24 protein-coding genes are annotated in these 22,344 nt (G+C 72.3%); 7 read left to right on the forward strand and 17 right to left on the reverse strand.

Annotated features, from left to right (window positions below; genetic code table 11):
* Window positions 1-5 precede the first annotated feature (5 nt).
* From C7S10_RS21270 to map, 4 genes are read right to left on the reverse strand one after another with little or no spacing between them, the layout of a single operon-like run.
* Entirely contained in the window at window positions 6-845 is an 840-nt protein-coding gene (locus C7S10_RS21270; RefSeq protein ID WP_207769508.1) for a transglutaminase family protein, read from the reverse strand.
* A complete protein-coding gene (locus C7S10_RS21275) occupies window positions 845-1,774 on the reverse strand; it encodes an alpha-E domain-containing protein (RefSeq protein WP_108346819.1) in 930 nt (309 codons plus the stop codon). Before C7S10_RS21275 ends, C7S10_RS21270 begins: the two co-directional genes overlap by 1 nt.
* Window positions 1,768-3,354 carry a circularly permuted type 2 ATP-grasp protein gene (locus tag C7S10_RS21280; protein ID WP_108346821.1) on the reverse strand — a complete coding sequence of 529 codons (1,587 nt, stop codon included), beginning with the start codon at window positions 3,352-3,354 and terminating at the stop codon, window positions 1,768-1,770. The genes C7S10_RS21275 and C7S10_RS21280 overlap by 7 nt, the downstream gene beginning before the upstream one ends.
* A gap of 36 nt (window positions 3,355-3,390) precedes the next feature.
* Window positions 3,391-4,239, reverse strand: coding sequence for a type I methionyl aminopeptidase (gene map, locus C7S10_RS21285; protein WP_108346823.1), 849 nt, complete (start codon window positions 4,237-4,239; stop codon window positions 3,391-3,393).
* A 24-nt stretch (window positions 4,240-4,263) separates the two neighbouring features.
* Here map and C7S10_RS21290 point away from each other — a divergent pair, with 24 nt between their 5' ends.
* On the forward strand, window positions 4,264-4,488 hold the full coding sequence (locus C7S10_RS21290; RefSeq protein ID WP_108346825.1) for a hypothetical protein: 225 nt from the start codon (window positions 4,264-4,266) through the stop codon (window positions 4,486-4,488).
* Between the two features lies 1 nt (window position 4,489).
* Here the strand turns inward: C7S10_RS21290 and C7S10_RS22640 are convergent, their stop codons facing one another.
* Window positions 4,490-5,074 carry a hypothetical protein gene (locus C7S10_RS22640; protein WP_207769509.1) on the reverse strand — a complete coding sequence of 195 codons (585 nt, stop codon included), beginning with the start codon at window positions 5,072-5,074 and terminating at the stop codon, window positions 4,490-4,492.
* Between the two features lie 85 nt (window positions 5,075-5,159).
* Here C7S10_RS22640 and C7S10_RS21300 point away from each other — a divergent pair, with 85 nt between their 5' ends.
* Window positions 5,160-5,444, forward strand: a complete 285-nt coding sequence (locus C7S10_RS21300; RefSeq protein ID WP_108346827.1) for a hypothetical protein — start codon at window positions 5,160-5,162, stop codon at window positions 5,442-5,444.
* Between the two features lie 25 nt (window positions 5,445-5,469).
* Here C7S10_RS21300 and C7S10_RS21305 read toward each other — a convergent pair whose 3' ends face one another.
* From C7S10_RS21305 to C7S10_RS21335, 7 genes are all read right to left on the reverse strand, one after another.
* On the reverse strand, window positions 5,470-6,672 hold the full coding sequence (locus C7S10_RS21305) for a PQQ-dependent sugar dehydrogenase (protein WP_207769510.1): 1,203 nt from the start codon (window positions 6,670-6,672) through the stop codon (window positions 5,470-5,472).
* Window positions 6,673-6,728: 56 nt separating this feature from the next.
* Window positions 6,729-7,916, reverse strand: coding sequence for a PQQ-dependent sugar dehydrogenase (locus tag C7S10_RS21310; RefSeq protein WP_108346829.1), 1,188 nt, complete (start codon window positions 7,914-7,916; stop codon window positions 6,729-6,731).
* A 13-nt stretch (window positions 7,917-7,929) separates the two neighbouring features.
* Window positions 7,930-8,784 (reverse strand): 3-methyl-2-oxobutanoate hydroxymethyltransferase, encoded by an 855-nt coding sequence (panB, locus tag C7S10_RS21315; protein ID WP_279303184.1) that lies wholly within the window; start codon window positions 8,782-8,784, stop codon window positions 7,930-7,932.
* Between the two features lie 97 nt (window positions 8,785-8,881).
* On the reverse strand, window positions 8,882-9,397 hold the full coding sequence (locus C7S10_RS21320) for a hypothetical protein (RefSeq protein ID WP_108346834.1): 516 nt from the start codon (window positions 9,395-9,397) through the stop codon (window positions 8,882-8,884).
* Between the two features lie 23 nt (window positions 9,398-9,420).
* Window positions 9,421-11,274, reverse strand: a complete 1,854-nt coding sequence (locus C7S10_RS21325; RefSeq protein WP_108346836.1) for an alpha/beta hydrolase — start codon at window positions 11,272-11,274, stop codon at window positions 9,421-9,423.
* Window positions 11,274-11,597, reverse strand: a complete 324-nt coding sequence (locus C7S10_RS21330; protein WP_108346838.1) for a hypothetical protein — start codon at window positions 11,595-11,597, stop codon at window positions 11,274-11,276. Before C7S10_RS21330 ends, C7S10_RS21325 begins: the two co-directional genes overlap by 1 nt.
* Window positions 11,594-12,115 carry a hypothetical protein gene (locus C7S10_RS21335; RefSeq protein WP_108346840.1) on the reverse strand — a complete coding sequence of 174 codons (522 nt, stop codon included), beginning with the start codon at window positions 12,113-12,115 and terminating at the stop codon, window positions 11,594-11,596. The genes C7S10_RS21330 and C7S10_RS21335 overlap by 4 nt, the downstream gene beginning before the upstream one ends.
* A 157-nt stretch (window positions 12,116-12,272) precedes the next feature.
* On the opposite strand from C7S10_RS21335, the gene C7S10_RS21340 reads away from it, so the two are divergent.
* Window positions 12,273-12,656: a hypothetical protein gene (locus C7S10_RS21340; protein WP_108346842.1), complete on the forward strand. Its 384-nt coding sequence runs from the start codon at window positions 12,273-12,275 to the stop codon at window positions 12,654-12,656.
* A gap of 25 nt (window positions 12,657-12,681) precedes the next feature.
* A complete protein-coding gene (locus C7S10_RS21345; RefSeq protein WP_108346844.1) occupies window positions 12,682-13,065 on the forward strand; it encodes a hypothetical protein in 384 nt (127 codons plus the stop codon).
* 2 nt (window positions 13,066-13,067) lie between these two features.
* Here C7S10_RS21345 and C7S10_RS21350 read toward each other — a convergent pair whose 3' ends face one another.
* Complete coding sequence (locus C7S10_RS21350; RefSeq protein WP_108346846.1) at window positions 13,068-14,375, reverse strand: sensor histidine kinase; 1,308 nt, start codon at window positions 14,373-14,375, stop codon at window positions 13,068-13,070.
* 1 nt (window position 14,376) lies between these two features.
* Entirely contained in the window at window positions 14,377-15,072 is a 696-nt protein-coding gene (locus C7S10_RS21355; protein ID WP_108346848.1) for a response regulator transcription factor, read from the reverse strand.
* Between the two features lie 31 nt (window positions 15,073-15,103).
* Here C7S10_RS21355 and C7S10_RS21360 point away from each other — a divergent pair, with 31 nt between their 5' ends.
* A complete protein-coding gene (locus C7S10_RS21360) occupies window positions 15,104-15,547 on the forward strand; it encodes a hypothetical protein (protein ID WP_108346850.1) in 444 nt (147 codons plus the stop codon).
* Here C7S10_RS21360 and C7S10_RS21365 read toward each other — a convergent pair whose 3' ends face one another.
* On the reverse strand, window positions 15,548-16,426 hold the full coding sequence (locus tag C7S10_RS21365; protein ID WP_108346852.1) for a GNAT family N-acetyltransferase: 879 nt from the start codon (window positions 16,424-16,426) through the stop codon (window positions 15,548-15,550). It abuts the gene before it with no gap.
* A 115-nt stretch (window positions 16,427-16,541) separates the two neighbouring features.
* Between C7S10_RS21365 and C7S10_RS21370 the strand changes: the two genes are divergently transcribed.
* Both C7S10_RS21370 and C7S10_RS21375 read left to right on the forward strand, forming a co-directional pair.
* On the forward strand, window positions 16,542-18,605 hold the full coding sequence (locus tag C7S10_RS21370; protein WP_108346854.1) for an NAD(+) synthase: 2,064 nt from the start codon (window positions 16,542-16,544) through the stop codon (window positions 18,603-18,605).
* Window positions 18,606-18,725: 120 nt separating this feature from the next.
* Window positions 18,726-19,313 (forward strand): hypothetical protein, encoded by a 588-nt coding sequence (locus C7S10_RS21375; protein ID WP_108346856.1) that lies wholly within the window; start codon window positions 18,726-18,728, stop codon window positions 19,311-19,313.
* A 13-nt stretch (window positions 19,314-19,326) separates the two neighbouring features.
* On the opposite strand, the gene C7S10_RS21380 is transcribed toward C7S10_RS21375, so the two are convergent.
* Window positions 19,327-20,943 carry an AbgT family transporter gene (locus tag C7S10_RS21380; RefSeq protein ID WP_108346858.1) on the reverse strand — a complete coding sequence of 539 codons (1,617 nt, stop codon included), beginning with the start codon at window positions 20,941-20,943 and terminating at the stop codon, window positions 19,327-19,329.
* A gap of 3 nt (window positions 20,944-20,946) precedes the next feature.
* Complete coding sequence (locus tag C7S10_RS21385; RefSeq protein ID WP_108346860.1) at window positions 20,947-22,299, reverse strand: M20 family metallopeptidase; 1,353 nt, start codon at window positions 22,297-22,299, stop codon at window positions 20,947-20,949.
* Window positions 22,300-22,344 lie beyond the last annotated feature (45 nt).

Raw genomic sequence — 22,344 nt, forward strand, 5'->3', positions numbered from 1 at the left:
CCCGCTCAGGCGAGTCGGGTGATGTCGACCTGCACACGCATCGACGACGTCGCGGAACCCGAGTAGATGCCGTGCAGGGGGCGTACGTCGAGGTAGTCGCGCCCGGTCGCCACGACGACCCACCGATCGCCCGGCTCCAGGTCGTTCGTCGGGTCGTAGGCGTGCCACCCGTCGTCCCACCACTCGATCCACGCGTGCGACTCGCCGGCGACCGTCTCGCCGATGGCGGCGTCGGCGAGCGGGTGCAGGTAGCCCGACACGTAGCGCGCCGGGATCCCCATGCTGCGCAGGCCCCCCAGGGCGAGGTGTGCCATGTCCTGGCACACGCCGGCGCGCTGCTCCCACGCCTCGGCGGCCGGGGTGGTGGTGATCGTGGTGCCGGGGATGTAGGACACCTCGCGGTGGACGAACTCGCACATCGCGCGCGCCGCCTCCGCCGGGCGCGACGAGGACGCCGCGAGCTCGCGGGCCTGGGCGACGACCTCCTCCGGCGGGGCCACTAGGTCGGGCAGCTCGAGGTACTCGGTCCACCGGTCGCTGATCCCGGGATCGGACAGGTCCTCCCACGACAGCGCCGGCAGCGGCGCGGGCGCGCGCTCGGTGTGGACGGTCGAGGTGGCAGTGATGGTCATGGTGTCGTGCGGGTCGAGCACCTCGAAGGTGGTGACCTCGGTGCCGAAGTAGTCGCGGTAGGACGCCGACCACGGCGTCGGGCTGACCTGCACGCGGGTGTGCACCACGATCTGACCGGGCGCGGTCAACGGTGTCATCCGGGCCTGGTTGTAGGACGCCAGCGCCTTGCCCTCGTAGGAGAAGACGGTCGTGTGGACGATTCGCAGCTGCATCAGATCCGACCCCCGTGCCAGTTGGTGCCTTCGGAGCCGGCGAAGAACCGGCGGGTGACCGACTCGGTCGCCAGGGCGGTGGTGAGCTGGAGCTTCTCCATCTCGCCCGGCAGGTCGGCCACGACGTCGCTCAGCGCGCGGTACTCGAGGTCGGCACGGGTGCGACCGATCAACCGCAACGCGTCGTTCTGGAAGCCGGCCCGTCCGCCGGCCTCGAGGTTGTCCAGGCACTGCTCGGCGCGGTTGAGCGAGAAGACCACCGACCGCGGGAAGAGCCGGTCGAGGAGCAGGAACTCCGCCGCCCCGCGCTCGGTCTCGGCCCCCTTGTAGGTCCGCAGGAACGCCTCGTAGCCACCGCAGGCACGCAGCGTGCTGGTCCACGGAGCGCCCACGCCGCCCGCGTAGGCCGCCGTGGCGACCAACCGGGAGGTCATGTCGGCGCGTTCGAGGCACCGACCGAGGATCAGGAACTGCCAGCCCTCGTCGCGCGTCATGGTCGCGTCGGCGGCGCCGTTGATGAGGGCTGCTCGGTCACGGACCCAGCTGAAGCCGGACGCCGGGCCCTGCGCGCGGAACTGCCCGGTGACGACCGAGCGGTGCGTGGTGTTGATCGACTCCCACATGGCGACCGACAGGGTCTCGCGGGCCCGGCGGGCGCTCTCGCGCGCGGCCGCGAGCACGGCGGCGACCGAGGCGGGGGCCGTGCTGTCGTAGGCGAGCTGCTCCAGCATGAAGCGGGTGTCGACGGTGACGTCGTCGGCCACCTCGACCCCCATGATCGCGAGCAGGTTGCGGCAGGTGGTCTCCTCCGGGTGGGAGGTGTCCTCCAGCAGCAGCTGCGTCTGCACGTCGAGGATGCGGGCCGTGTCCTCGGCGCGCTCGACGTAGCGACCGATCCAGAACATGGACTGGGCGATGCGGCTCAGCACGGGTCGCCTCCCCACTCGTCGCGGCTCTGCTGCTGCTGCTCCTGCTGGTCGCGACCGCTGGTCAGGTCCTCGATCGCCGGTCCGTTGCTGGGCGGCTCCGCCGGGCGCGCGGTCACCGTGACCTCCTCGCGGGGAGCGCCGGACTGGGTGCCCGCCAGCACCCACGTGTCCTTGGAGCCGCCACCACGTGAGGAGTTCACGATCAGCTCGCCCTCGGCCAGCGCGACCCGGGTGAGCCCGCCGGGCAGCACCCACACCTTGGAGCCGTCGTTGACCGCGAACGGACGCAGGTCCACGTGTCGCGGCCCCATGGTGCCGTCGATGAAGGTGGGCACCGTGGACAGCTGCACCACCGGCTGGGCGATGAAGTCGCGCGGCTCGGCCATCACCTTCACGCGCAGGTCGTCGAGCTCGGCCCGGCTGGCCGCCGGGCCGATGACGATGCCCTTGCCGCCGGAGCCGTCGACCGGCTTGACGACGAGCTCGTCGAGCCGGTCCAGGACCTCCTCGCGGGCGTCCGCGTCGCCGAGCCGCCACGTGTCGACGTTGCGGAGCACGGGTTCCTCGCCGAGGTAGTAGCGGATGAGGTCGGGCACGTAGGTGTAGACGAGCTTGTCGTCGGCGACGCCGTTGCCGATGGCGTTGGCGAGCACGACCTGGCCCGAGCGGGCGGCGTCGACCAGACCCGGGCAGCCGAGCATCGAGTCGCCACGGAAGTGCACCGGGTCGAGGAACTCGTCGTCGACGCGCCGGTAGATCACGTGCACGGGCTCGGGACCGTTGGTCGTGCGCATCATCACGCGACCGCGCCGGCACTCCAGGTCGCGACCCTCGACCAGCTCGACGCCCATCGTGCGAGCGAGCAGCGCGTGCTCGAAGTAGGCGCCGTTGAAGACGCCCGGCGTCAGCACGACGACGGTCGGGTCGGCGACACCGGCCGGGGCGGCGGCACGCAGCGCCGCCAGCAGCCGCTGCGGGTAGCCCGCGACCGGTCGGATCCGGTGGGACGCGAAGGTCTCGGGGAGTGCGGAGGCGATGGCGCGCCGGTTGGTCATCACGTACGACACCCCCGACGGCACCCGGACGTTGTCCTCGAGCACCCGGAACTCACCCGCGTCGTCGCGGATCAGGTCGATCCCGCTGACGTGCACGCGCACCCCGTTGGGCGGGCGGATGCTCGCGGCCGCGCGGTGGAAGTGCGAGGACGTGGCGATCACCCGGCGCGGGATGACACCGTCGGCGAAGACCTGACCGGTGTCGTACACGTCGGACAGGAACGCCTCCAGGGCCCGCACCCGCTGGGCGACGCCGCGTTCGATGGTGACGAAGGCCTCCTGCTCGATGACCCGCGGCAGGATGTCGAGCGGGAACGCCCGCTCCTCACCACCGATGTCGAAGGTGACGCCCTGGTCGAGGTAGCTCGACTGGAGCGCCTCGACGCGAGCGGCCAGCTCGGCCCGGGTCATGCTGTCGAGCGTCTGGCGCACCGCCCCGTAGGCGGGGCGGGGGCCGGCGCCGTCGAACATCTCGTCGTAGGCCGCGCCCTGGCCTCCGGGGTAGTTCGCGAACATCGAGTCCATGCTGCGCCACCCTAGGGCCAGCCGGGCCGGCCCGGGTCACGGATTGGTCAGGACCTCGGCACCGGTCGGTGTCACCAGCAGGGTGTGCTCGAACTGCGCGCTGCGCTTCAGGTCGCGCGTGACGACCGTCCACTCGTCGTCCCACATGGTCCAGTCCGGGGTGCCGAGGTTGAGCATCGGCTCGATGGTGAACGTCATCCCGACCTTGATCTCCTCGTCGTGGTACGTCGAGTCGAAGTGCGGGATCACCAGACCGGAGTGGAAGCTGGTGCCGATGCCGTGGCCGGTGAAGTCCCGCACGACGCCGTAGCCGAAGCGCGCGGCGTAGGCCTCGATCACCCGGCCGATGACGTTGACCCGGCGCCCGGGCTTGACCGCCTTGATCGCCCGGTCGAGCGCGGTCCTGGTGCGCTCGACCAGCAACCGCGACTCCTCGTCGACGTCGCCGGCCAGGAAGGTGGCGTTGGTGTCGCCGTGCACCCCGTGGATGAAGGCGGTGATGTCGATGTTGACGATGTCGCCGTCCTGGACGACGGTCCCGTCCGGGATGCCGTGGCAGATCACCTCGTTGACGCTCGAGCACAGCGACTTGGGGAAGCCCTTGTAGCCCAGGGTCGAGGGGTAGGCGCCATGGTCGCAGAGGAACTCGTGCCCGATCCGGTCGAGCTCGTCGGTCGTGATCCCGGGGGCGACGGACGCACCGACCAGCTCCCGGGCCTGGGCGGCCAGACGACTGGCGATCCGCATCTTCTCGATCGTCTCCGCGTCCTTCACCTCGGAGCCCGTGAACGGCGTGGGGGAGGGCTGGTCGACGTACTCCGGACGGGCGATCGAGGCGGGCACGGCACGCCGCGGGGAGACGACGGCGGGGGCTACAGGACTCACGGCAGCGAGTGTAGTTTCTCGGACATGAGCGAGAGTGAGTACTGGTTCTGCCTCACCCACCACACCGTCGAGGGTGCCGACGGCTGCCGCGCCAAGGACCGTCTCGGGCCCTACTCGTCGGCCGAAGAGGCGTCGCGCGCGCTCGACAAGGTCGCGGAGCGCAACGAGGAGTGGGACAACGACCCGAAGTGGAACGACGACGGTCCGGGGTCGGGCGACGGTCTCACCGACGGCACGCCCGACAACTGACCTACTTCTTCGACTTCTTCTTGCCCTTCTTGCCCTTGCCGGTCGCGGAGGCGGCCGCCTTGCCGGCCTGATCGATCACCAGCTGGGCCGCCTCGGTGGCCTTGCGGGTGTTCTTCTCCATCGTGGCGGTCATGTCGGCGAGGGCCTTGCGCACCTCGTCGGCGACCCGCGTCGCGACCTCGCGCGCGACCCGCTCGGCGGTCTCCTGGGCGATCTTCTGCGCGGCGACCGCTGAGTCGATCGCCTGCACGCCGGCCGCGGTGGCCTTGGCGACCGGCGTGCGTCGCGGGTCGCTCGGCACAGTCGTCGCGGCCGGCGCGGCGTCCACGATGGGGGCCGGCGCCTGCACGGCGGGCGTCTTCTTCGCCGTCGCCTTGCTCGCCGCCGCGGAGGTCTTCCTGGCCGCCGGCGACTTCTTCGCCGTCGTCCTCTCCGTCTTCTTCGCTGCCGTGGAGGTCTTCTTCGTCGCGGGCGTCTTCGTCGCGGTGGTCTTCTTGGTGGTCTTCTTGGTGGTCTTCTTCGCGGCCGTGGTCGTGGTCTTCTTCGTCGCGGCCTTCTTGGCGGGCGTGCTCGGGGTCTCGCTCATGGGAGGTGCTCCTCGTCGACGCGGGTGGGTTCGCCCCGATCCTGCCGGGGCGAGCGTCACCTGTCACTCGTGTACGGTGCGCCGGGTGCCAGACGAGGAACCCGCTCGCGCCGCCGACGCCTCGCCGTACGCCTTCGCCGGGATGATCGGCCTGGCCGCCGTCTTCTTCCTCGTCGCCGCCACCCCGACCGTCGTCGACGCGCCGTGGTGGGCGGTCGCGCTGCTCCTCGTGGGGTGGGCAGCCGGGCTGGTGCAGGGCTGCCGCTGGTTCGTACGCCGCCCGGTGGCCGTGCTCGTGCTGTCGGTCGCCCTCGGGGTCGGCTGGTTCGCGGTCGTGCTCGCCGGTGCCCGCTGGTTCGACTGGGCCTGACCCCCGGCGGCTCGGCGCTGCGTGCTCAGCGGGGCGAGACGCGCAGGATGCGGTCGTCGTTGCCGGCGTTGCTCGTCGTGACCAGCAGGTCGCCGTTGGGCAGCGACGTCACGGAACGCAGCCGTCCGTAGCGCTGGAGCGCCGGCGGGGTGGCGACGTCCATCTGGGCCAGGCCGGCGTCGAAGCGGATGAGGAGCAGGCGCTCGCCGCCGAGTGCGGCGACGGCCAGCGAGTCGGCGTACGCACCCCACTGGTCGCCCGAGGTCCAGGCGGCGCCGGAGGTCGCGATCGTCGGGGTGCCCGAGGTCCAGATCGCCTCGGTCTGCTCGCCCGGCAGGGACTGGTCGGTCATCGGCACGCTCTCGTCGTAGCCGGGGCCGGGGTTCCAGCCGTAGTCGGCGCCGGCGAGGACGGCGTTGACCTCGTCGTCGCGGTAGGAGCCGTGCTCGATGCTGACGATCGACCCGTCGGCCCGCTGGGCCAGGCCCTGCACGTTGCGGTGACCGTAGTTGTAGACGAGTCGCTGGCGCGGGTCGCTCGCGTCGGCGAACGGGTTGTCGGGCATGGCCTTGCCGGTGCGACGGTCGACGCGCAGCACCTTGCCGCCCAGCGAGGTCAGCGTGCGCGGGTTGGCCGGGTCGGCGGCGTCGCCGGTGCCGACGTAGAGCGCCTTGCTGTCCGCGTCGAGCAGCACCCGGCACCCGCCGTGGCGCCCGCTCGTGGTGGGCAGCCCGGTGACGACGTGGCGCACCAGCGACGCCTTGCGCTCGTTGGCGCTCAGCTTCCACATCGACACCCGCACGTCGTGCGCGGACCCCTGTTGCCAGCCCTGGCAGGTCCAGAACCGCCGGGTCTTCGCGAACCTCGGGTCGACCGCGATCGACATCAGGCCGGTCTCGCCCGAGACCCAGACGCTCGAGCGCGGGAAGCGGACGGTGCGGCGCTTGCCCTTGCGCACGACGCTCAGCCGCGCCTTGTCGCGCTCGGTGACCAGCAGGCCGCCCGTCCCGATCGACTGCACGTCCCACGGGATGGAGAGCCCGCCGACGATCGTCCGCACACGGAGGTCGGGCACGGCGGGGGCCGCGGCCCGTGTGGCCGCCTCGATCGAGGCGGTGCCGCCGGCGGCGCGGTTGGCCTCTGCGGCGGGGCCGGTCAGCGCGAGGGCGCCGACGGCGAGGGCGATCGAGACTGCTCCGGACAGGGTGCGGCTGGCGCGGGAGGTCATGTCCCGACGCTAGCCCAGTGGTCCCGCTCCCGGCGAGGCACAGCGCGGCGAGGCCGTCAGCGCGGCGAGACCCGGATGACGTGGTCGATGGCGCCGTTGGAGGTGGTGACGAGGAGGTCGCCGTTGTCGGCGGAGGTCACCGACCGCAGCCGGCCGAACTTCATCAGGCTCTCGGGTGTCTCGACCCACTCGAGCACACCCGCGTCGTCGAACTTCATGAACACCATCTGCTGGGTCTTGAGGCAGGCCACGGCCAGCGTGCCGTCGAGCACCCCCCACTGCTTCCCCTCGACCCAGCGCGCACCCGAGGTGGCGAGGGTCGGGAAGCCCGAGGTCCACTTCGCGTCGCGCTGACCGCCGGGCAGGAAGTGGTCGGTCATCTCCACCGTCTCGTCGTACGGCGGTCGCGGGTCCCAGCCGTAGTCGCCGCCGGGGCGCAGCAGGTTGACCTCGTCGTCGCGGTAGCTGCCCTGCTCGACCGACCAGATCGTGCCGTCCTCGCGCTGGGCCAGCCCCTGCACGTTGCGGTGGCCGAAGGTGAAGACGTAGGCCCGGTTGCCGCCGTCGGCGTAGAACGGGTTGTCCGGCCACGGCTCGCCCGTGCGCCGATCGAGGCGCAGCACCTTGCCGCCGAGGGTGTCGAGGTTGCGGGAGTTCCCGGACACGTGCGCGTCACCGGTGCCCACGAGGAGGGCGCCGGACGTGCGGTCGATCAGGAGCCGGCACCCACCGTGCTGGCCGGTCGTGGCCGGGATGCCCGCCACCAGCAGCCGGGGCTTGCGGACCTTGCGGCGGACGAGCTTCCACGACATCACCCGGACGTCGTGGCCGGTCGTCGTGGTCCCGCCCTGGCAGGTGTAGATGCGGCGGTTCTTTCGGAAGTCGGGGTCGATGGCCAGCGACATCAGCCCGGTCTCGATCGAGACCCACACGTCCTCGCTGGGGAAGTCGACCCGGCGGCGCTCGCCGCGGGTGATCCGGGTCAGGTGGGCGTTGTTGCGCCCGGTGACCAGCAGGCTGCCCGACGGCAGCTGCTGGACGTCCCACGGGACGCGGAACCCCGCGGCCAGCTCGCGGACCTTGAGCCGGGGCAGCGTGCGGACCTCGCCCTGGAGCGTGCCGACCGTCGCCGGCTCGCGGCGCTCCGCATGATCCGGACGGTCCGACCCGTCGGCGGCGACGCCGTGCGGGGTGGTGAGCAGGCTGACGCCCAGGACGACGACGACCAGCAGAGCACGGCGCATGCCGCGACCATAGTCAGAAGGTGTGCTCGGTCCCGGGGAACGCGCCGCTGCGGACGTCGTCGGCGTAGGCGCGGGCGCCCTCGAGGAGCACGGAGTGCACGTCGGCGTACTGCTTGACGAACCTGGCCATCCGGCCGGTGCGCAACCCGAAGGCGTCCTGCCAGACCAGCACCTGGCCGTCGCATCCGTTGCCGGCGCCGATGCCGATGGTGGGGATGGTCAGCTCCTTGCTGATCTGCTCGGCGACGTCGCCGGGCACCATCTCCATCACGACGGCGAAGGCGCCCGCCTCCTGGACCGCACGGGCGTCGGCCAGGACGCGTTCGCTCGCGTCGCCGCGGCCCTGCACGCGGTAGCCGCCGAGGGTGTGCTCGGACTGGGGCGTGAAGCCGATGTGCGCCATCACCGGGATGCCACCCCGGGTGCACTTCTCGATCACGGGTGCCATCTCGGCGCCGCCCTCGAGCTTCACGGCGTGCGCGCCCGCCTCCTTCATGAAGCGGACGGCGGTGAGGTAGCCCTGCTCGGGGGAGGCCTGGTAGCTGCCGAAGGGCAGGTCGCCGACGACCATCGCGCGACTGACGCTGCGGGTGACGGCGCGGGTGAGGGGCAGGAGCTCGTCGACCGTGATCGGGAGCGAGGTCTCGTTGCCGAGGACGTTGTTGGAGGCGGAGTCGCCCACCAGCAGCAGGTCGATGCCGGCCTCGTCGAAGGTCTGGGCGGTGTACATGTCGTAGGCCGTCAGCATCGTGATCTTCTCGCCGCGCTCCTTCATCTCCCGGAGGTGATGGGTGCGGACCTTCCTGATCGGCGCGGTCGTCGCTGCGGGCGTGCTGCCACTGCCGTACGGCGCGGTCTCTTCGCTCATGCTCTGATCTCCTCCAGACATCTCGCAGCTCCCGGTCGGAGTCCACGGACGCCTTCAGGCTAGACCGCGTCGAGGGGGTACGGCGCTGTGTGAAGCGTCACTGCCCGATCAGCTCTGTCAGGCTCGACGGCCCGGCGTCGACCTCGTCCTCGTCGGCCGAGATGGGCTGGATCGAGCCGATCGACAGCTCGACCTCCGCTGCCCCACCGGTGGCCCCACCGGCGGCCCCGTCGCGCACGGTCAGCCGCACCATCACGTTGCCGCGGGTGGCCCGCACATCCTCGAGGTCGGTGGCCTCCCCGAGCGTCAGCCCGGCGTCCTCGACGGCCTGCTCGAGCGTCGCGCGGATCTGCCCGGGCTTCCCGGCGACGCCGGTGAAGCGGCCGGTGCCGCGGTAGTCGTAGAGCCCGAAGCCGCTGCGCTCGGTGAAGCGCATCGGCACGTCGGGGGCCGGGACGCCGAGGGCGCTGCTGAGGGCCGGGAGGACGTCACGCCCGACGTCGACGACCTCGGCGGACGTCTCGTCGGGGGAGGGGTCGCCGCCCTCGCGGACGTCGGTGCTGCACGCGAGGAGGGTCGCCCCCAGCACCGCGAGCAGCAGGAGCCTGGTCATGGCGCCCACCCTAGGCGGCCGCGTCACGGCCACAGGTCCGCGAAGTCGTCCACCCGGTCACCCACCCAGTCCTTGCCGTCCTCGTAGGCGTCCTGGACCTCCTGCACCGTGGTGTCGACCTCCTTCTCCACCTGGTAGGCCACCTCGTCCCTCGCCCAGTCGAAGGCCATGTCGTTGGCGTCCTGGGTGCGCCCGCCGGTCAGGTCGGGCTCGTCGCCGCGCACGATGTCGGTGAGGTTGCTCAGCGACTCCGGGTTGGTCACGGGGTCGAAGTAGGAGGTGTGGTTGGCGACTCCCTGCCCGAGGTTGTCGGCGTGGAACTCCGGTCCGGCGGCGCTCGTGAACACCTTGGCGCCGAAGTCGGCCTGGGTCGGGTCCTGGCCCATCCCGACGTCGCCGTCGCGACCGAGCCACGAGACGAAGTCGTTGTCGGCCGCCGCCGCGTAGACCTTGCCCTCGGGCATGTGCAGGTCCGCGGCGCTGTTGACGTCGTCCCCGCCGGCGCCCGGGCTGCCGATCAGGGCGAGCGCGTCCGCGTCCAGCCCGACGTCGTGCGCGGCGTGAGCGGCCGTCGTCGAGCCGTAGCTGTGGCCGATGACGGTGAGGTTGGAGTCGGCTTCCTCGGGCCGCTGGTCGCTCGCTCGCAGGCCGTCGACGAAGTCGGCCAGCAGCTTCCCACCCGCCTCGGCCTTGTCCTCGGTGACCACGCTGCCCATGTCCAGGCCATCACCGGGCCAGTCGAGGGCGTTCTCGGGGTTCCAGCTGGGGGCGTCGTAGCCCATCCAGGCGATGGTCGCCGCCGACTCCCCGTTGCGGATGGCCTGCTGCTGGAGCATGTAGGCGTCGCGCCCCTGGCCCGCGATGTTGGTGCCGTCGTTGGTGATGCCCGGCACGATCACGGCGGTGTTGTCGGCCGTGTCGGGGTCGCCGTAGCCGACCGCCACGGCGCCGTCGCCGCCGAAGGCTCCGGGCTGGTAGACGATCAGGTTGACGTCGGTCGTGGTGTCGGGCGGGTCGGCGGTGGTCGGGACGTCGATCGCGTCCTGTGCGGCCTGCGCGCGGTCGAGCAGTCGCTGCTCGGCCTTGGTGAGCTCCTCGCCGGCGTCGACCTTGGCCTGGAGGTCGTCGAGGTCGCGCTCCATCGAGGTGCGGTTGGCGTCGTCACGGTCACCGGTCGGGATGCCGTTGGTGTTGCCGACCAGGTCGGGGTCGCTGATCTTGAGGGCTTCGCGCTCGGCCTGGGTGAGGGCGTTCCACCAGTCGTTGATCGCCTCGGGGTCGCCGCCCAATCTGGTCAGGTCGTTGCGCAGCGCGGCGATGTCGGTGGTGTCGCGATCCGCCTCGTCGCGTCCCTCGCCCGTGGTGTCCACGGCCTCGAAGGCGGCGACCAGCGTGTCCTCCGCGGCGGTGACGTCACCCCAGAACGCGGCGATGTCGTCGACGAGCCGGTCGACCCTGCCCTGCAGCTCCCGGGCGCGGGTCTCGAGGGCGGCGACCTCGTCGGCGGTGCTCTGCCCGATCGCGGTGACCAGGGCGTCGATGTCGTGGTTGACGCCGGTGCGCCGACCGACGAGGGCGTCGCGCCGGGTGGTGAGGGCCACGACCTGGTCGACGTAGGTGTCGCAGGCGACCGCGACCCGGGCGAACGCGGCCCGGGCGGCACCGGTGTCCCGCGCGACGCGCGTCATCGCGTGGTCGGCGGCCTCGGCGGCGTCGCCCGTCCAGTCGGCGGGTGCTCCGTGGGCGGTCATCCACTCCGAGACGTCCGACATGGTGGTGGCGGCGGACCGGAAGGCGGTGGTCACGCTGCTGGCGGCCGGGCTGGCGGTCAGCTCCTGGACGGCCGCGACGTGCGCGGGCACGGTGATCGTCGTCATCACGCACCCCCGGTCGGGGAGGCGTTGCGGTCGGTCCACGCCATCAGCTGCTGGCTGCGCTCGACGACGTCGCTGTCGGCCTGGGCGTAGAGCAGGCGGGCCTCCCGCAACGTGTCGCCGTGGTCGGCGGCGTCGGTGCGCAGGCGCTTGACCTCGGTCATCCAGGTGTCGACGAACGCCCGGGCTGCGCCTTCCACCCGGTCCCCGAGCAGGGTGACGTCGGCGTCGGCGAGGGACTTGCCGCAGCCGCGGACGTCCTCGCTGGTCTCCTCCCAGGCGGTGGCCGCGGTGTCGAGGGCGGCGAGGTAGACACGCAGGCTCATGCGTCCGCCCCCTCGCCGGCCAGCAGCGCCTCGTGCAGCTGCGCGGGGACGTAGAGCGGGTCGCTGGTGATGTTGACCGAGACCGCGTCGTCGGCCGCGCTGGCGATCAGCTCGAACGGCCCCGCGACACCGCGGAGGCGCGGCGACCCGTCGGCGGCGGGCCGCGGCTCCCAGCCGAGCCGGACGAGCAGGTTGCCCAGTGCGCGGAGCAGCGCACGCGCCCCGTCGTCGCCGAGGTCGGCATAGCTCGCCGCGGTCACCCAGCGGCGTACCTCCGGGTGGGCCTGGCTCCACCAGTAGTCGACGCGGGTGGCGGGCTCGTGCCCGAGGTTGAGGCTCAGGGTCGCGAGCACGGTGTCGGCGTGGTGCTGGAGGGCCCGGCACTGCGCCCACGTCGCGCTCGGACGGTCGAGGATCGGCTCGACCGGGGGGAGCAGCACGATGTCGACGTCGGGGTGCCGCTCGCGCAGCACCCGCATCATCGGGTCGGCAGCCACGGCGTCCTCGGGGTCGTCCATGACCCCAGACTCACCCGTCGGGCGCGCGCCGAAACCTGGGGCCCGCCGACTGTGGAGGAACGGCCTTAGCCTCGCCTTAGCCATCGCATGGTTCGCGCTTAGCGCTGCGCGCGCGAATCTCTCCTTCGTCAGCCACACCGTCTCGAGGAGAGAAACCATGACCCGCACCAAGCTCATCGGCCTCGTCGCCGCCGCCATCGTCGTCATCGGCGCCGTGGTGGTGGCCGTCGTCTGGACCCAGGGCGACTCCGCCGAGGCCCGCGAGGCAGGCAGCTGCGAGGGCGCCTCGTTCGTGCTCGAGAGCGAGCGCGAGGACAACGCGACCGAGGTGTCGTTCGAGGTCCAGGCCAGCGAGCCCGGGCAGGCGTGGGACGTCCGGATCGCCCAGGGCGACCAGGTCCTGGTCGAGGGCACCCGCACCACCGACGAGGACGCCGAGATCGACGTCGACGCCTACCTCGCCGAGGGCGCCGCCGGTGACGTCACCGCCACCGCCTCCTTCGAGGGCCAGACCTGCACCGCCACCATCCCCGCCAGCTGATCCACCACCCATCAAGGAGATCACCATGAAGACCAGCACCCGCCTGACCGCCCTCGCCGGCGCCACCGCCCTCGTTGCCGCCCCGCTCACCGTCCTCGCGATGGCCCCCGCCAACGCCGACGTCGACCGCAACGGCCGCTGCGGGGCGGGCGTCTACGAGCTCAGCGTGGACCGTGAGCGCGGCGGCTACGACGTCGACGCCGGGATCGACGGTGTCAAGCCGTTCTCCAGGTGGACCTTCACGCTCACCCATGACGGCAAGCGCCTGACGAAGGTGACCCGCACGGCCGACGACGAGGGCGAGGTCGACGTCGATGCATTCGCGAAGAACACGCGCGGCAAGGACACGTTCGCCTTCACCGCCACGAGCGGTGCCGCGAAGTGCGGCACCAGCATCACCGTCGCCTGATCTCAGGCAGGTGGTCCGAGGTCGACCACCACACGGCCGCCGCCCGCGGGCGATGCGCCCACCACGAGACCGCCACCGGATTCGGTGGCGGTCTTGTGCGCGATCGCCAGGCCGAGGCCGCTGGAGTCGGCGCCGCTCGCCCCGCGGCGTACGACGTCGACGTCGTCCGGGAAGCCCGGCCCCTCGTCGTCGACCGTCAGCACCACGCCGCCGCCGGCGCGGCGGGCGATCGTCATCGCGATGCCCGCGCCCTCGGGGGTGTGCGTGAAGACGTTGTCGAGGAGCACGTCGACGAGGGCCGCGAGGTCGGGCTCGCTGGCGTGCACCTCCTCGTCCGGCCCCGTCGGGACGTCGATGGTCAACGTGCGGCCCTGGTCCTCGGCGAGGGGCAGCCAGAACGCCGCGCGGTCGGCGAGCACGGCCAGCGCCGGAGTGCCGGCGACCAGGCCCTCCCGCTCGGAGCGACGTGCCTCGCCGACCACGTGGTCGACCATCACCTGGAGCCGGTCGAGGTCCTCCGAGAGCCGCGCGCGGTCGTCGCCGGGAGGCAGGGCCTCGATCCGGAGGCGCAGCGAGGTGATCGGGGTCCGCAGCCGGTGGGACAGGTCGGCGACGGTCTCGCGCTCCCGTGTCAGGAGCAGCTCGATCCGGCCGACGAGCCGACGGAGCGCGGTGCCGAGCTCGCGCACCTCGGCCGGGCCGGACGGCGCGGGCGGACTGGTCCGGCGGTCGCCGAGGGTCTGGGCGTACGTCGCCAGGCGACCGATCGGCTGCACGAACGACCGACCGACGCGGTCGGCGATGAGCAGGGCCCCGAGCAGCAGGACGGCGCCGAGGCCCGCGAGCACGAGGTAGGCCCGGGCCGTCGGCCCGGAGAACACGCTGGGCTCGGGGACGAAGACCCGCACGACCGGGGTGTCGGCCGCGCCGCCCGAGCTGCCGCCGAGCGAGACCGGCACCAGGATCTGGGCGCCGCCGTCCACGTCGTCGACGCGGGCCTGGCCGGTCTGGCGCGACTGCACGACCCGTTCGTCCTCGCCCGGCTGGGGCCCGATCCCGGTGCCGTCGGGGTAGAGCACCGTCGTGACGCTGTCGGAGGTCTCGTTGATGCGCACGACGTAGACGCTGACGTCACCCTTGTCGGAGCCGGCCCCGGACACCACCGACTCGGTCGCCTGCAGCTCGAGCGCGGCCGCCGCCAGCCGGTCCTCGAGCGCGTAGTCGCGCATCAGGATCGCCATCGGCACCAGCATCGCCAGCAGCACCATCCCCACGGCCGCGGCGACGGTGACGATCAGGCTGCGGCGCACGTCAGCCGTCCGACGGGGGTGGGGACAGGCGTACGCCGACGCCGCGGACCGTGTGGAGGTAGCGCGGCTCGGAGGCCGACTCGCCGAGCTTGCGACGCAGCCACGAGAGGTGGACGTCGACGGTCTTGTCGGAGCCGCCCCACGCCTGGTGCCACACGTCGGCGAGCAGCTGCCGCTTGGTCACCACGTCGCCCGGCGCCTCCGCCAGGCGGGCGAGCAGGTCGAACTCGCGCGGACTCAGGTCGAGCACCGTGCCGTCGAGCTCGGCCGTGCGGGCCGCGGGGTCGATGCTCAGGCCGCCCACGACGGTGGCGCGCGGCCGGTCCTGGCCGCCGCTCGCCGTACGCCGCAGGACCGCGCGGATGCGCGCCTCGAGCTGGGCGGTCGTGTAGGGCTTGACGACGTAGTCGTCGGCGCCCGCGTCGAGGCAGCCGATCAGCGACGGGTCGTCGTCGCGAGCGCTGGCCACGATCACGGGGACGTCGCTGACCGCCCGCAGCATCGCCAGCACCTGCGTCCCGTCGACGTCGGGGAGACCGAGGTCGAGGATGACGAGGTCGGGCCGCGTGTCGACCGCGAGCGTGAGCCCCTCCATGCCGGTGGAGGCGGACGAGACCGCGTAGCCCAGGTCGCCGAGGGACCGCATGACCAACGGCCGGATGCGGGAGTCGTCCTCGATGATCAGCACCTGCGCCACGGGGACGAACCTATCGGGACACAATGAGGGCGTGAGCACCCGAAGCGCCTGGACGCGTCCGTTCGGCCTGGTGGCCGGCTGGCTCGTCGTCGCCGCGCTCGCCGTCGCCGTCGGCGTGGTGACCGTGACGCGCGTCGGCGGGACGCTCAGCGACCGCGGCCCGCTGGGCAACCAGGCCGCCCGCAACGACCTGCGCGAGGGGAGCGCGACGCCCGACCCGTCGCTGGAGGTCGTACAGCGGACGTTCGCGGAGGAGTTCGGCGAGGTCGACGTGTCCTGCCAGGGGGCGTTCGCCCGCGGGGTCGACGCGCGGCCGCGCGCCGGGTGGCGGACGGTGAGCTTCGAGACCGGTCCGGACGACGACGTCGACGCGGTCTTCGCCCGCGCCGGTCGCTCGATCGAGATCGAGGTGTTCTGCAACCGCGGCGAGCCGACGGTCAGCGAGGTCGAGCGGAACGAGCTGCCGGACGAGTGATCACGACGGCAGCGAGCGCGCCACCATCGTGCTCGACCGTGTGGTGGTGTATCCGAGCTTCTCGTTGAGCGTCCGCATGGCCGCGTTGCCGTCCTGGGTCCAGGTGTAGACCTCGGTGACGCCGTTCTCCGCGGCCCACGCGAGCGTGCGGAGCTTCAGGTGCACCGCGAGCCCTCGGCCGCGCCAGTCACGGCGTACGGCGGTGAGGGCGTTCTCCGCACGCGTGGGTGTGTCGGTGTCGCGGACCAGCCCGGCGCACCCGATCACGTCCCCGTCGCGCACGGCGAGGAACATCGGGTCGCCGAGCCAGCTCGTCGCCCACCGCTCGGCACTGACCTCGAGCGGGGTGGACAGCGCGAAGTCGGCCAGCGCCTGGTGCCCGAACGTGTCGTAGCAGGCGGCCCACAGGCCGGGCCGGTCGTCCTCCGTGACCACCTCGACGCCGTCCGGCACCCCGGTCAGCGCGGGCGCCTCGCCGACCGTCTTCGTCTGCTCGACCTCGTGGTCGGTGTCCTCGTAGCCCAGTCGGTGCGCGAAGGCCAGCGAGCCGTCGTCGTCGACGGTGGCCCGGATGCGGGGCATCCCCAGGCCGGCGACGTGCTCGGTCAGCCGGTCGAGCAGCGCGGTGCCGACACCCCGCCGACGGTGCCCGGGCAGCACCCGGGGTGCGACGGAGCCGGTGGAGGCGGAGTCGGAGAGGTCCGCGAGCCCGGACCCGACGACCCGTCCGTCGAGCCTGGCCAGGAGCATCAAGCGGCGCGGGGAGTCCTGGGTGCGGAGCTCGGCGACCGAGTCGCACCGCTCGTAGGGCAGCACCGCGATCCGGACCTGCCGCCACGCCTCGTAGTCCTCGTCGGTGACGCAGGCCGTGATCTCCATGTCGGCACGGTGCCGGACGGGTGGCGGCACGCGCCACTTGTTTCCCACGGAGGCTCCGGCGGATCCGATCCGCTGCGCGACGCGAGATCCGTCGTCGCTCTCCTAGAGTGACGCCGTGGACTTCTACTCCGCCTACGCCCAGGGCTTCGCGCGGGTCGCCGCCATCACGCTGCCGGTCGCGATCGGCGACCCGGCCACCAACGCCGAGCGCATCGTCGAGCAGGCGCGGGCCGCGTCCGACGACCACGTGGCGGTCGCGGTCTTCCCCGAGCTCGCGCTCAGCGGCTACTCGATCGACGACCTGTTCCTGCAGGACCCGCTGCTCGACGCGGTGCTGGAGGGGCTCGCCGAGGTCGTCGAGGCCAGCACCGACCTGCTGCCCGTCCTCGTCGTCGGCGCCCCGCTGGCCAGGGGCAACCGGGTCTACAACTGCGCGGTCGTGATCCATCGCGGGGAGGTGCTCGGCGTCGCGCCGAAGGCTCACCTGCCCACCTACCGCGAGTTCTACGAGCGCCGCTGGTTCGCCCCCGGGGACGACCAGCACGGGCAGTTCATCACCCTGGGTGGCCAGGAGGTCCCGTTCGGACCCGACCTGGTGTTCGCCGCCACCGACGTCCCCGGCCTCCTGGTCCACGCCGAGGTCTGCGAGGACATGTGGGTGCCGATCCCGCCGAGCGCCGAGGCCGCGCTCAACGGCGCGACGGTGCTCGTCAACCTCAGCGGCAGCCCGATCACGGTCGCCCGCGCGGAGGACCGCCGACTGCTCGTGCGCAGCGCGAGCGCACGGTGCAACGCGGCGTACCTCTATGCGGCCGCGGGCCAGGGCGAGTCGACCACCGACCTCAGCTGGGACGGCCAGACCCTGGTCTACGAGTGCGGGGACCTGCTGGCCGAGGGGGAGCGCTTCCCCGAGGGGGCCGTGCGCACGACGGTGGACGTCGACCTCGACCGGCTCCGCCAGGAGCGGCTGCGGCAGGGCACCTTCGACGACAACCGGCGGGGTTTCGAGGCTCGCTCCGCTCGCACCTCAACCACCGGTGGGGCAGAGTTCCGGCATGTCGAGTTCGCCCTCGACCCGCCGACCGGCGACATCGGGCTGCTCCGCAAGGTCGACCGGTTCCCGTTCGTCCCCGACGACGCCGAGCGGCTCGCGCTCGACTGCTACGAGGCCTACAACATCCAGGTCTCGGGGCTCGAGCGCCGGCTGCAGTCGATCGGCACGCCCAAGGCGGTCATCGGCGTGAGCGGCGGGCTCGACTCGACCCACGCGCTGATCGTCGCGGCGAAGGCGATGGACCGGCTCGGGCGACCGCGCACCGACATCCACGCCTTCACGATGCCCGGCTTCGCGACCGGCGAGACGACCAAGGGCTACGCCACCCGGCTCAGCGAGGCGCTCGGGGTCACCTTCGAGACGATCGACATCCGCCCCGCCGCCGAGCAGATGCTGGAGGACCTCGGCCACCCCTACGCCGACGGGCAGAAGGTCTACGACGTGACGTTCGAGAACGTCCAGGCCGGGCTGCGCTACGACTACCTCTTCCGCCTCGCCAACCACCGCGGCGGGCTCGTGGTCGGCACCGGCGACCTGTCCGAGCTGGCGCTCGGCTGGTGCACCTACGGCGTGGGCGACCAGATGTCGCACTACACCGTGAACGCGGGCGTGCCGAAGACGCTGGTGCAGCACCTGATCCGCTGGGTGGTGAGCAACGGCGAGTTCGGGGACGACACCAACGCGGTGCTGACCGAGATCCTGGCGCAGGAGATCACCCCGGAGCTGATCCCCACCGAGGAGGGCGTGAAGCCGCAGGCCACCGAGGACTCGGTCGGCCCCTACAACCTCCAGGACTTCGCGCTCTTCCACGTCGTGCGGCGTGGCTACCGCCCGCGCAAGATCGCGTTCCTCGCCTGGCACGCCTGGCGGGACGCGAGCACGGGGGAGTGGCCGCCCGGGTTCCCCGAGCACGCCCACGTCGCCTACGACCTGGCCACCGTCCGCAGGTGGCTGGAGGTCTTCCTGCGCCGCTTCTTCGCCAACCAGTTCAAGCGCAGCGCCCTCCCCAACGGCCCGAAGGTCAGCGCCGGCGGGACGATGAGCCCGCGCGGCGACTGGCGGATGCCGAGTGACGCGACCGCCGCCGCGTGGCTCGCAGACCTCGACTGGGTGCCTGAGGAGTGAGCCGACAACCAACTCCTCGCGCGCCGCGTCCCACCCGCGAACACCCCTGCGAAGAACACTGACCCCGGAAGGCAATTCGTGCTCCGTCTGCGATCCCCGCTCCGTCTCCGTGCTCGTGCGGTGGCCGGTGTGCTGATCGGCGCGCTGGTTCCCCTGACCGCACTCGCCGGCACCGCCCCCGCCTCGGCCGCCCCCGAGCCCTCGAGCCGTGCCGCGGCCGTGACCGACCTCGACACCGACATCACGCTCCTGATCGCCAGGTGCGAGGGCTGCGTCGTCACGATCCGTTCGTACGACGGCGTCAACCCGATCTACTCCACCGCGCCCGCGAGCGTGGCCGGCGGCTCCGTCACGTTCACCCTGCCGTCGGCGAGGACCGCCGGGATGAGCGTCCGGATCGACCCGACCTGGGTGACCGTCCCCGTGGCGGAGGACGTGCACGTGGCGTGGCGCTACAACGGCGCGGCGATCGGCGACGAGGTCGGCTTCAAGGCGGCGCGCTCCAAGCGACGCGCGAGCGGCTGCTGGGCCGGCACCGTCAACCCGGCCGTGACGCTGACCGTGAAGGTGCGCCGGGTCAGCTACCGCGGCAACCCGTCGGCGATCGCCTGGGCGCCGACGACGGAGAGCTACGTCCCGCCGATGGAGTCGACACGTCGCGGCGCCCTCCTCAGCGACGACGTCCTCGGCTGCAAGCTGTCCCGCTGACCCCTGCGCATCCTCAGTCGATCCGGATGTCCACGCCCGGGCCGACGTCGGCGCCGGTGAGGTAGAAGACGGTCAGGACCGCGACCCACGCGAACCAGAACGGCACCACGAACGGGATCATCCGGGAGATGACGGTGCCGAGCCCGGCCTGGGGCTCGTAGCGCTTGAGCATCACCAGGAAGATCCAGATGTAGGGGTTCATCGGCGTGATCACCTGCGTCGCGGAGTCGCCGACCCGGAACGCGGCCTGCACGAAGCCTGGCTCGAAGCCGAGCAGCGCGAACAGGGGCACGAACACGGCCCCCATCAGCGTCCACATCGACGACCCGCTCACGATGAAGAGGTTGAGCACCGACGCCAGCAGGATGAAACCGATGATCGCCGGATAGCCGGTCAGCCCGATCGACTCGAGCCCGTCGGCACCGGTCACGGCCAGCGCCGAGCCCACGTTGGTCCAGTTGAACAGCGCGATGAACTGGCCGAGCATGAACGCCAGGACGATGAAGGCCGCCATGTCCTTGATGCCCAGGCCCATCACCTTGGGCACGTCGGCGGCCCGGCGCAATGACCCGCTGGTGAAGCCGTAGGCCAGCGCCGGCCCGAGGAACAGCACGAACACGATGAACACGGTCGAGTCCAGCAGCGGCGACTCCGGCAGGAAGTTGCCGTCCTCGTTGCGCCACGGCGATCCGCCGGGCAGCACCACCGCGACGATGACGATCGCAAGCAGCGCGAACACGATCCCGGCCGCACGGAGCCCGCGGCGTTCGCCCGGATCGAGATCGGGGGACAGGTCGGTCGGCATGGCGCGCAGCGCCGGCGCCACGTCGTCGTCCTCCGCCGGGCTGCCGTCGATGTCGGCGTCGGCGTCGGCGTCCTCGACCATGTCGACCGGGGCTCCCTCGCGCACCAGTCGGGGCTCCACGACGCGGTCGATGACCAGGCCGGCGACGAGTGCCAGCACCACCGACGACGCCATGTTGAACCACAGGTTGGAGATCGGGGTGACCGTCGCGCCAGGGTCGGGGAGGCCCGCGGTCACCGAGTTGGTGATCCCGGAGAAGAGCGCGTCGAGGCTGGTGACGAGCATCGAGGTCGAGTAGCCCGCACCCACGGCGGCGAAGCCGCCCACGAGCCCGGCGAGCGGATGGCGCCCGGCGGCCTTGAAGACCATGGCGGCCAACGGCGGGACCACGATGAAGGCCGCGTCGGCCATCACCGACGCGTTCACGCCGACGAAGCCCACGGCGTAGGGGAGGAGCCAGCGCGGGGCCGAGCCGAGGCTGGCGCGGATCGCGGCGGCGAGCAGTCCGGTGCGTTCGGCGACCGTGACCGCGAGCAGGATCGTCACGACCGTGACGAGGGGCGGGAAGCCGATGAAGTTGGGCCCGAGGTTGACCGTCAGCCAGGACAGGCCGTCGCCGGTGAAGAGACCGCGCACGGCCGTCTCCTCGTCGGAGCCGGGGATGGTCACCGCGGTCCCCAGCACCTGGAGCACCGTGGAGATGACCCCGACCAGCAGGAAGAGCCCGAGGAACAGCAGGAACGGGTCGGGCAGGCGGTTGCCCAGTCGCTCGACGGTGGCCAGCGCACGGTCCGTGCGGGTCGCGGTCGTGCCGGGTCCGGACATCGCTCAGGTCCTCTCGAAGTAGGAGGGGACGTCGACGGCGCCGCCGGCGGCCTCGAAGTCCTCGGCGGCGATCCGTCGCAGCTCCGGGTCGCTGAGCCAGTCGGCGGACACGGCCGCCAGTGCCCACGCCGAGTCGAGCACCACCCGGTCCGCCTCCTCGGACACGGCGGCGTCGGCGAACTCGCGGGTGTGCAGCGACAGGTCGGCGTCGGTGATCCGGACCATCGCGTGCACCCCCGGGACGCGGTAGGAGACGTTGCCGAAGTCGGTCGAGCCCGCGAACATCCGGGGAACCACCTCGGGCGGCAGCACCGTCCGCCCGCGCTCGCCGTAGCGGGTGGTCCACGCGGCGGCCAGGGGCCCGTTGCCGCGGACGGGGAGGTAGGCGGGGGCCTCGTCCCAGGCGAGGTCGACGCCGCAACCGGTCATCAGCGCGGCCCCTCGTGCGATGTCGTCGAGCCGCTCGCTGAGGACCGCCAGGCCCTCGGGGTGCTCGCTGCGGAGGTAGAACAGCATCTCGGCGTGCTCGGGGATGACGTTGGGACGCTCGCCACCCGCGGTGACCACCCCGTGCACGCGGTCGGTCGGCGGCATCTGCTGCCGGTGGAGGCCGACGCCGGTGTACATCAGGTTGACGGCGTCCAGGGCGTTGCGACCCATGAAGGGCTGCGCCGACGCGTGCGAGGTGATCCCGGTGAAGGTCGCACGCAGCTGTCGGCGCCCGAGGAAGAGGGGATCGGCGACGTCGTAGGTGAAGGGGTGCACCATCAGGGCGGCGTCGACGCCGTCGAAGGCTCCCTCGGCGGCCATCATCTCCTTGCCGCCACCGCCCTCTTCTGCGGGCGTGCCGAGCCACACGACGCGGCCCGGCAACCGGTCGGCGACCGCGGCGAGGGCGAGGAAGGCGCCCAGTCCGGCGGTCGCGATCACGTTGTGGCCGCAGCCGTGCCCGATGCCCGGGAGGGCGTCGTACTCCGAGAGCACGGCGATGGTGGGGCCGTCGGCGTCACCGACCTCGGCCCGCAGCGCGGTCGGGAGGCCGTGCGCCTCGCGCACGACGTCGATGCCGTGGGCCTCGACGATGTCGGCGAGCGCAGCGGCGGACCGGTGCTCCTCGAACGAGACCTCGGGGTGCGCGGACAGGTCGTGGCTGGCTGCCAGCAGGGTCGGCGCCAGGTCGTCGACGGCCGTCCCGAGGGAGGCGAGGAGGTCCGCGTCCGCACCGCTGGTCGTGGCCTCCGGTGCGCGGGCCGTGCGTGACACGCGCCGGGTCTGGGCGGCGAGGTGGCGCAGGAGGAACCCGTCCGGCGGCGTCGGCGTCGAGGTGTCCGTGGACTGGTCGTGGGGGTGGCTCATCGTGCAGCATCCCTTTCCCGTGGTGAGCGGGCCCGAGTCGGGCGG

The sequence above is a fragment of the Nocardioides currus genome (genome assembly GCF_003057875.1).
GTDB lineage: Bacteria > Actinomycetota > Actinomycetes > Propionibacteriales > Nocardioidaceae > Nocardioides > Nocardioides currus.

Excerpts from the sequence above, each read along its gene's own strand:
- C7S10_RS21270 (WP_207769508.1), bottom strand. The coding sequence starts at position 845 with ATGCAGCTGCGAATCGTCCACACGACCGTCTTCTCCTACGAGGGCAAG.
- C7S10_RS21280 (WP_108346821.1), bottom strand. The coding sequence starts at position 3,354 with ATGGACTCGATGTTCGCGAACTACCCCGGAGGCCAGGGCGCGGCCTAC.
- C7S10_RS21290 (WP_108346825.1), top strand. The coding sequence starts at position 4,264 with ATGAGCGAGAGTGAGTACTGGTTCTGCCTCACCCACCACACCGTCGAG.
- C7S10_RS22640 (WP_207769509.1), bottom strand. The coding sequence starts at position 5,074 with ATGAGCGAGACCCCGAGCACGCCCGCCAAGAAGGCCGCGACGAAGAAG.
- C7S10_RS21305 (WP_207769510.1), bottom strand. The coding sequence starts at position 6,672 with ATGACCTCCCGCGCCAGCCGCACCCTGTCCGGAGCAGTCTCGATCGCC.
- C7S10_RS21310 (WP_108346829.1), bottom strand. The coding sequence starts at position 7,916 with ATGCGCCGTGCTCTGCTGGTCGTCGTCGTCCTGGGCGTCAGCCTGCTC.
- panB (WP_279303184.1), bottom strand. The coding sequence starts at position 8,784 with ATGAGCGAAGAGACCGCGCCGTACGGCAGTGGCAGCACGCCCGCAGCG.
- C7S10_RS21320 (WP_108346834.1), bottom strand. The coding sequence starts at position 9,397 with ATGACCAGGCTCCTGCTGCTCGCGGTGCTGGGGGCGACCCTCCTCGCG.
- C7S10_RS21325 (WP_108346836.1), bottom strand. The coding sequence starts at position 11,274 with ATGACGACGATCACCGTGCCCGCGCACGTCGCGGCCGTCCAGGAGCTG.
- C7S10_RS21330 (WP_108346838.1), bottom strand. The coding sequence starts at position 11,597 with ATGAGCCTGCGTGTCTACCTCGCCGCCCTCGACACCGCGGCCACCGCC.
- C7S10_RS21335 (WP_108346840.1), bottom strand. The coding sequence starts at position 12,115 with ATGGACGACCCCGAGGACGCCGTGGCTGCCGACCCGATGATGCGGGTG.
- C7S10_RS21340 (WP_108346842.1), top strand. The coding sequence starts at position 12,273 with ATGACCCGCACCAAGCTCATCGGCCTCGTCGCCGCCGCCATCGTCGTC.
- C7S10_RS21345 (WP_108346844.1), top strand. The coding sequence starts at position 12,682 with ATGAAGACCAGCACCCGCCTGACCGCCCTCGCCGGCGCCACCGCCCTC.
- C7S10_RS21365 (WP_108346852.1), bottom strand. The coding sequence starts at position 16,426 with ATGGAGATCACGGCCTGCGTCACCGACGAGGACTACGAGGCGTGGCGG.
- C7S10_RS21380 (WP_108346858.1), bottom strand. The coding sequence starts at position 20,943 with ATGTCCGGACCCGGCACGACCGCGACCCGCACGGACCGTGCGCTGGCC.
- C7S10_RS21385 (WP_108346860.1), bottom strand. The coding sequence starts at position 22,299 with ATGAGCCACCCCCACGACCAGTCCACGGACACCTCGACGCCGACGCCG.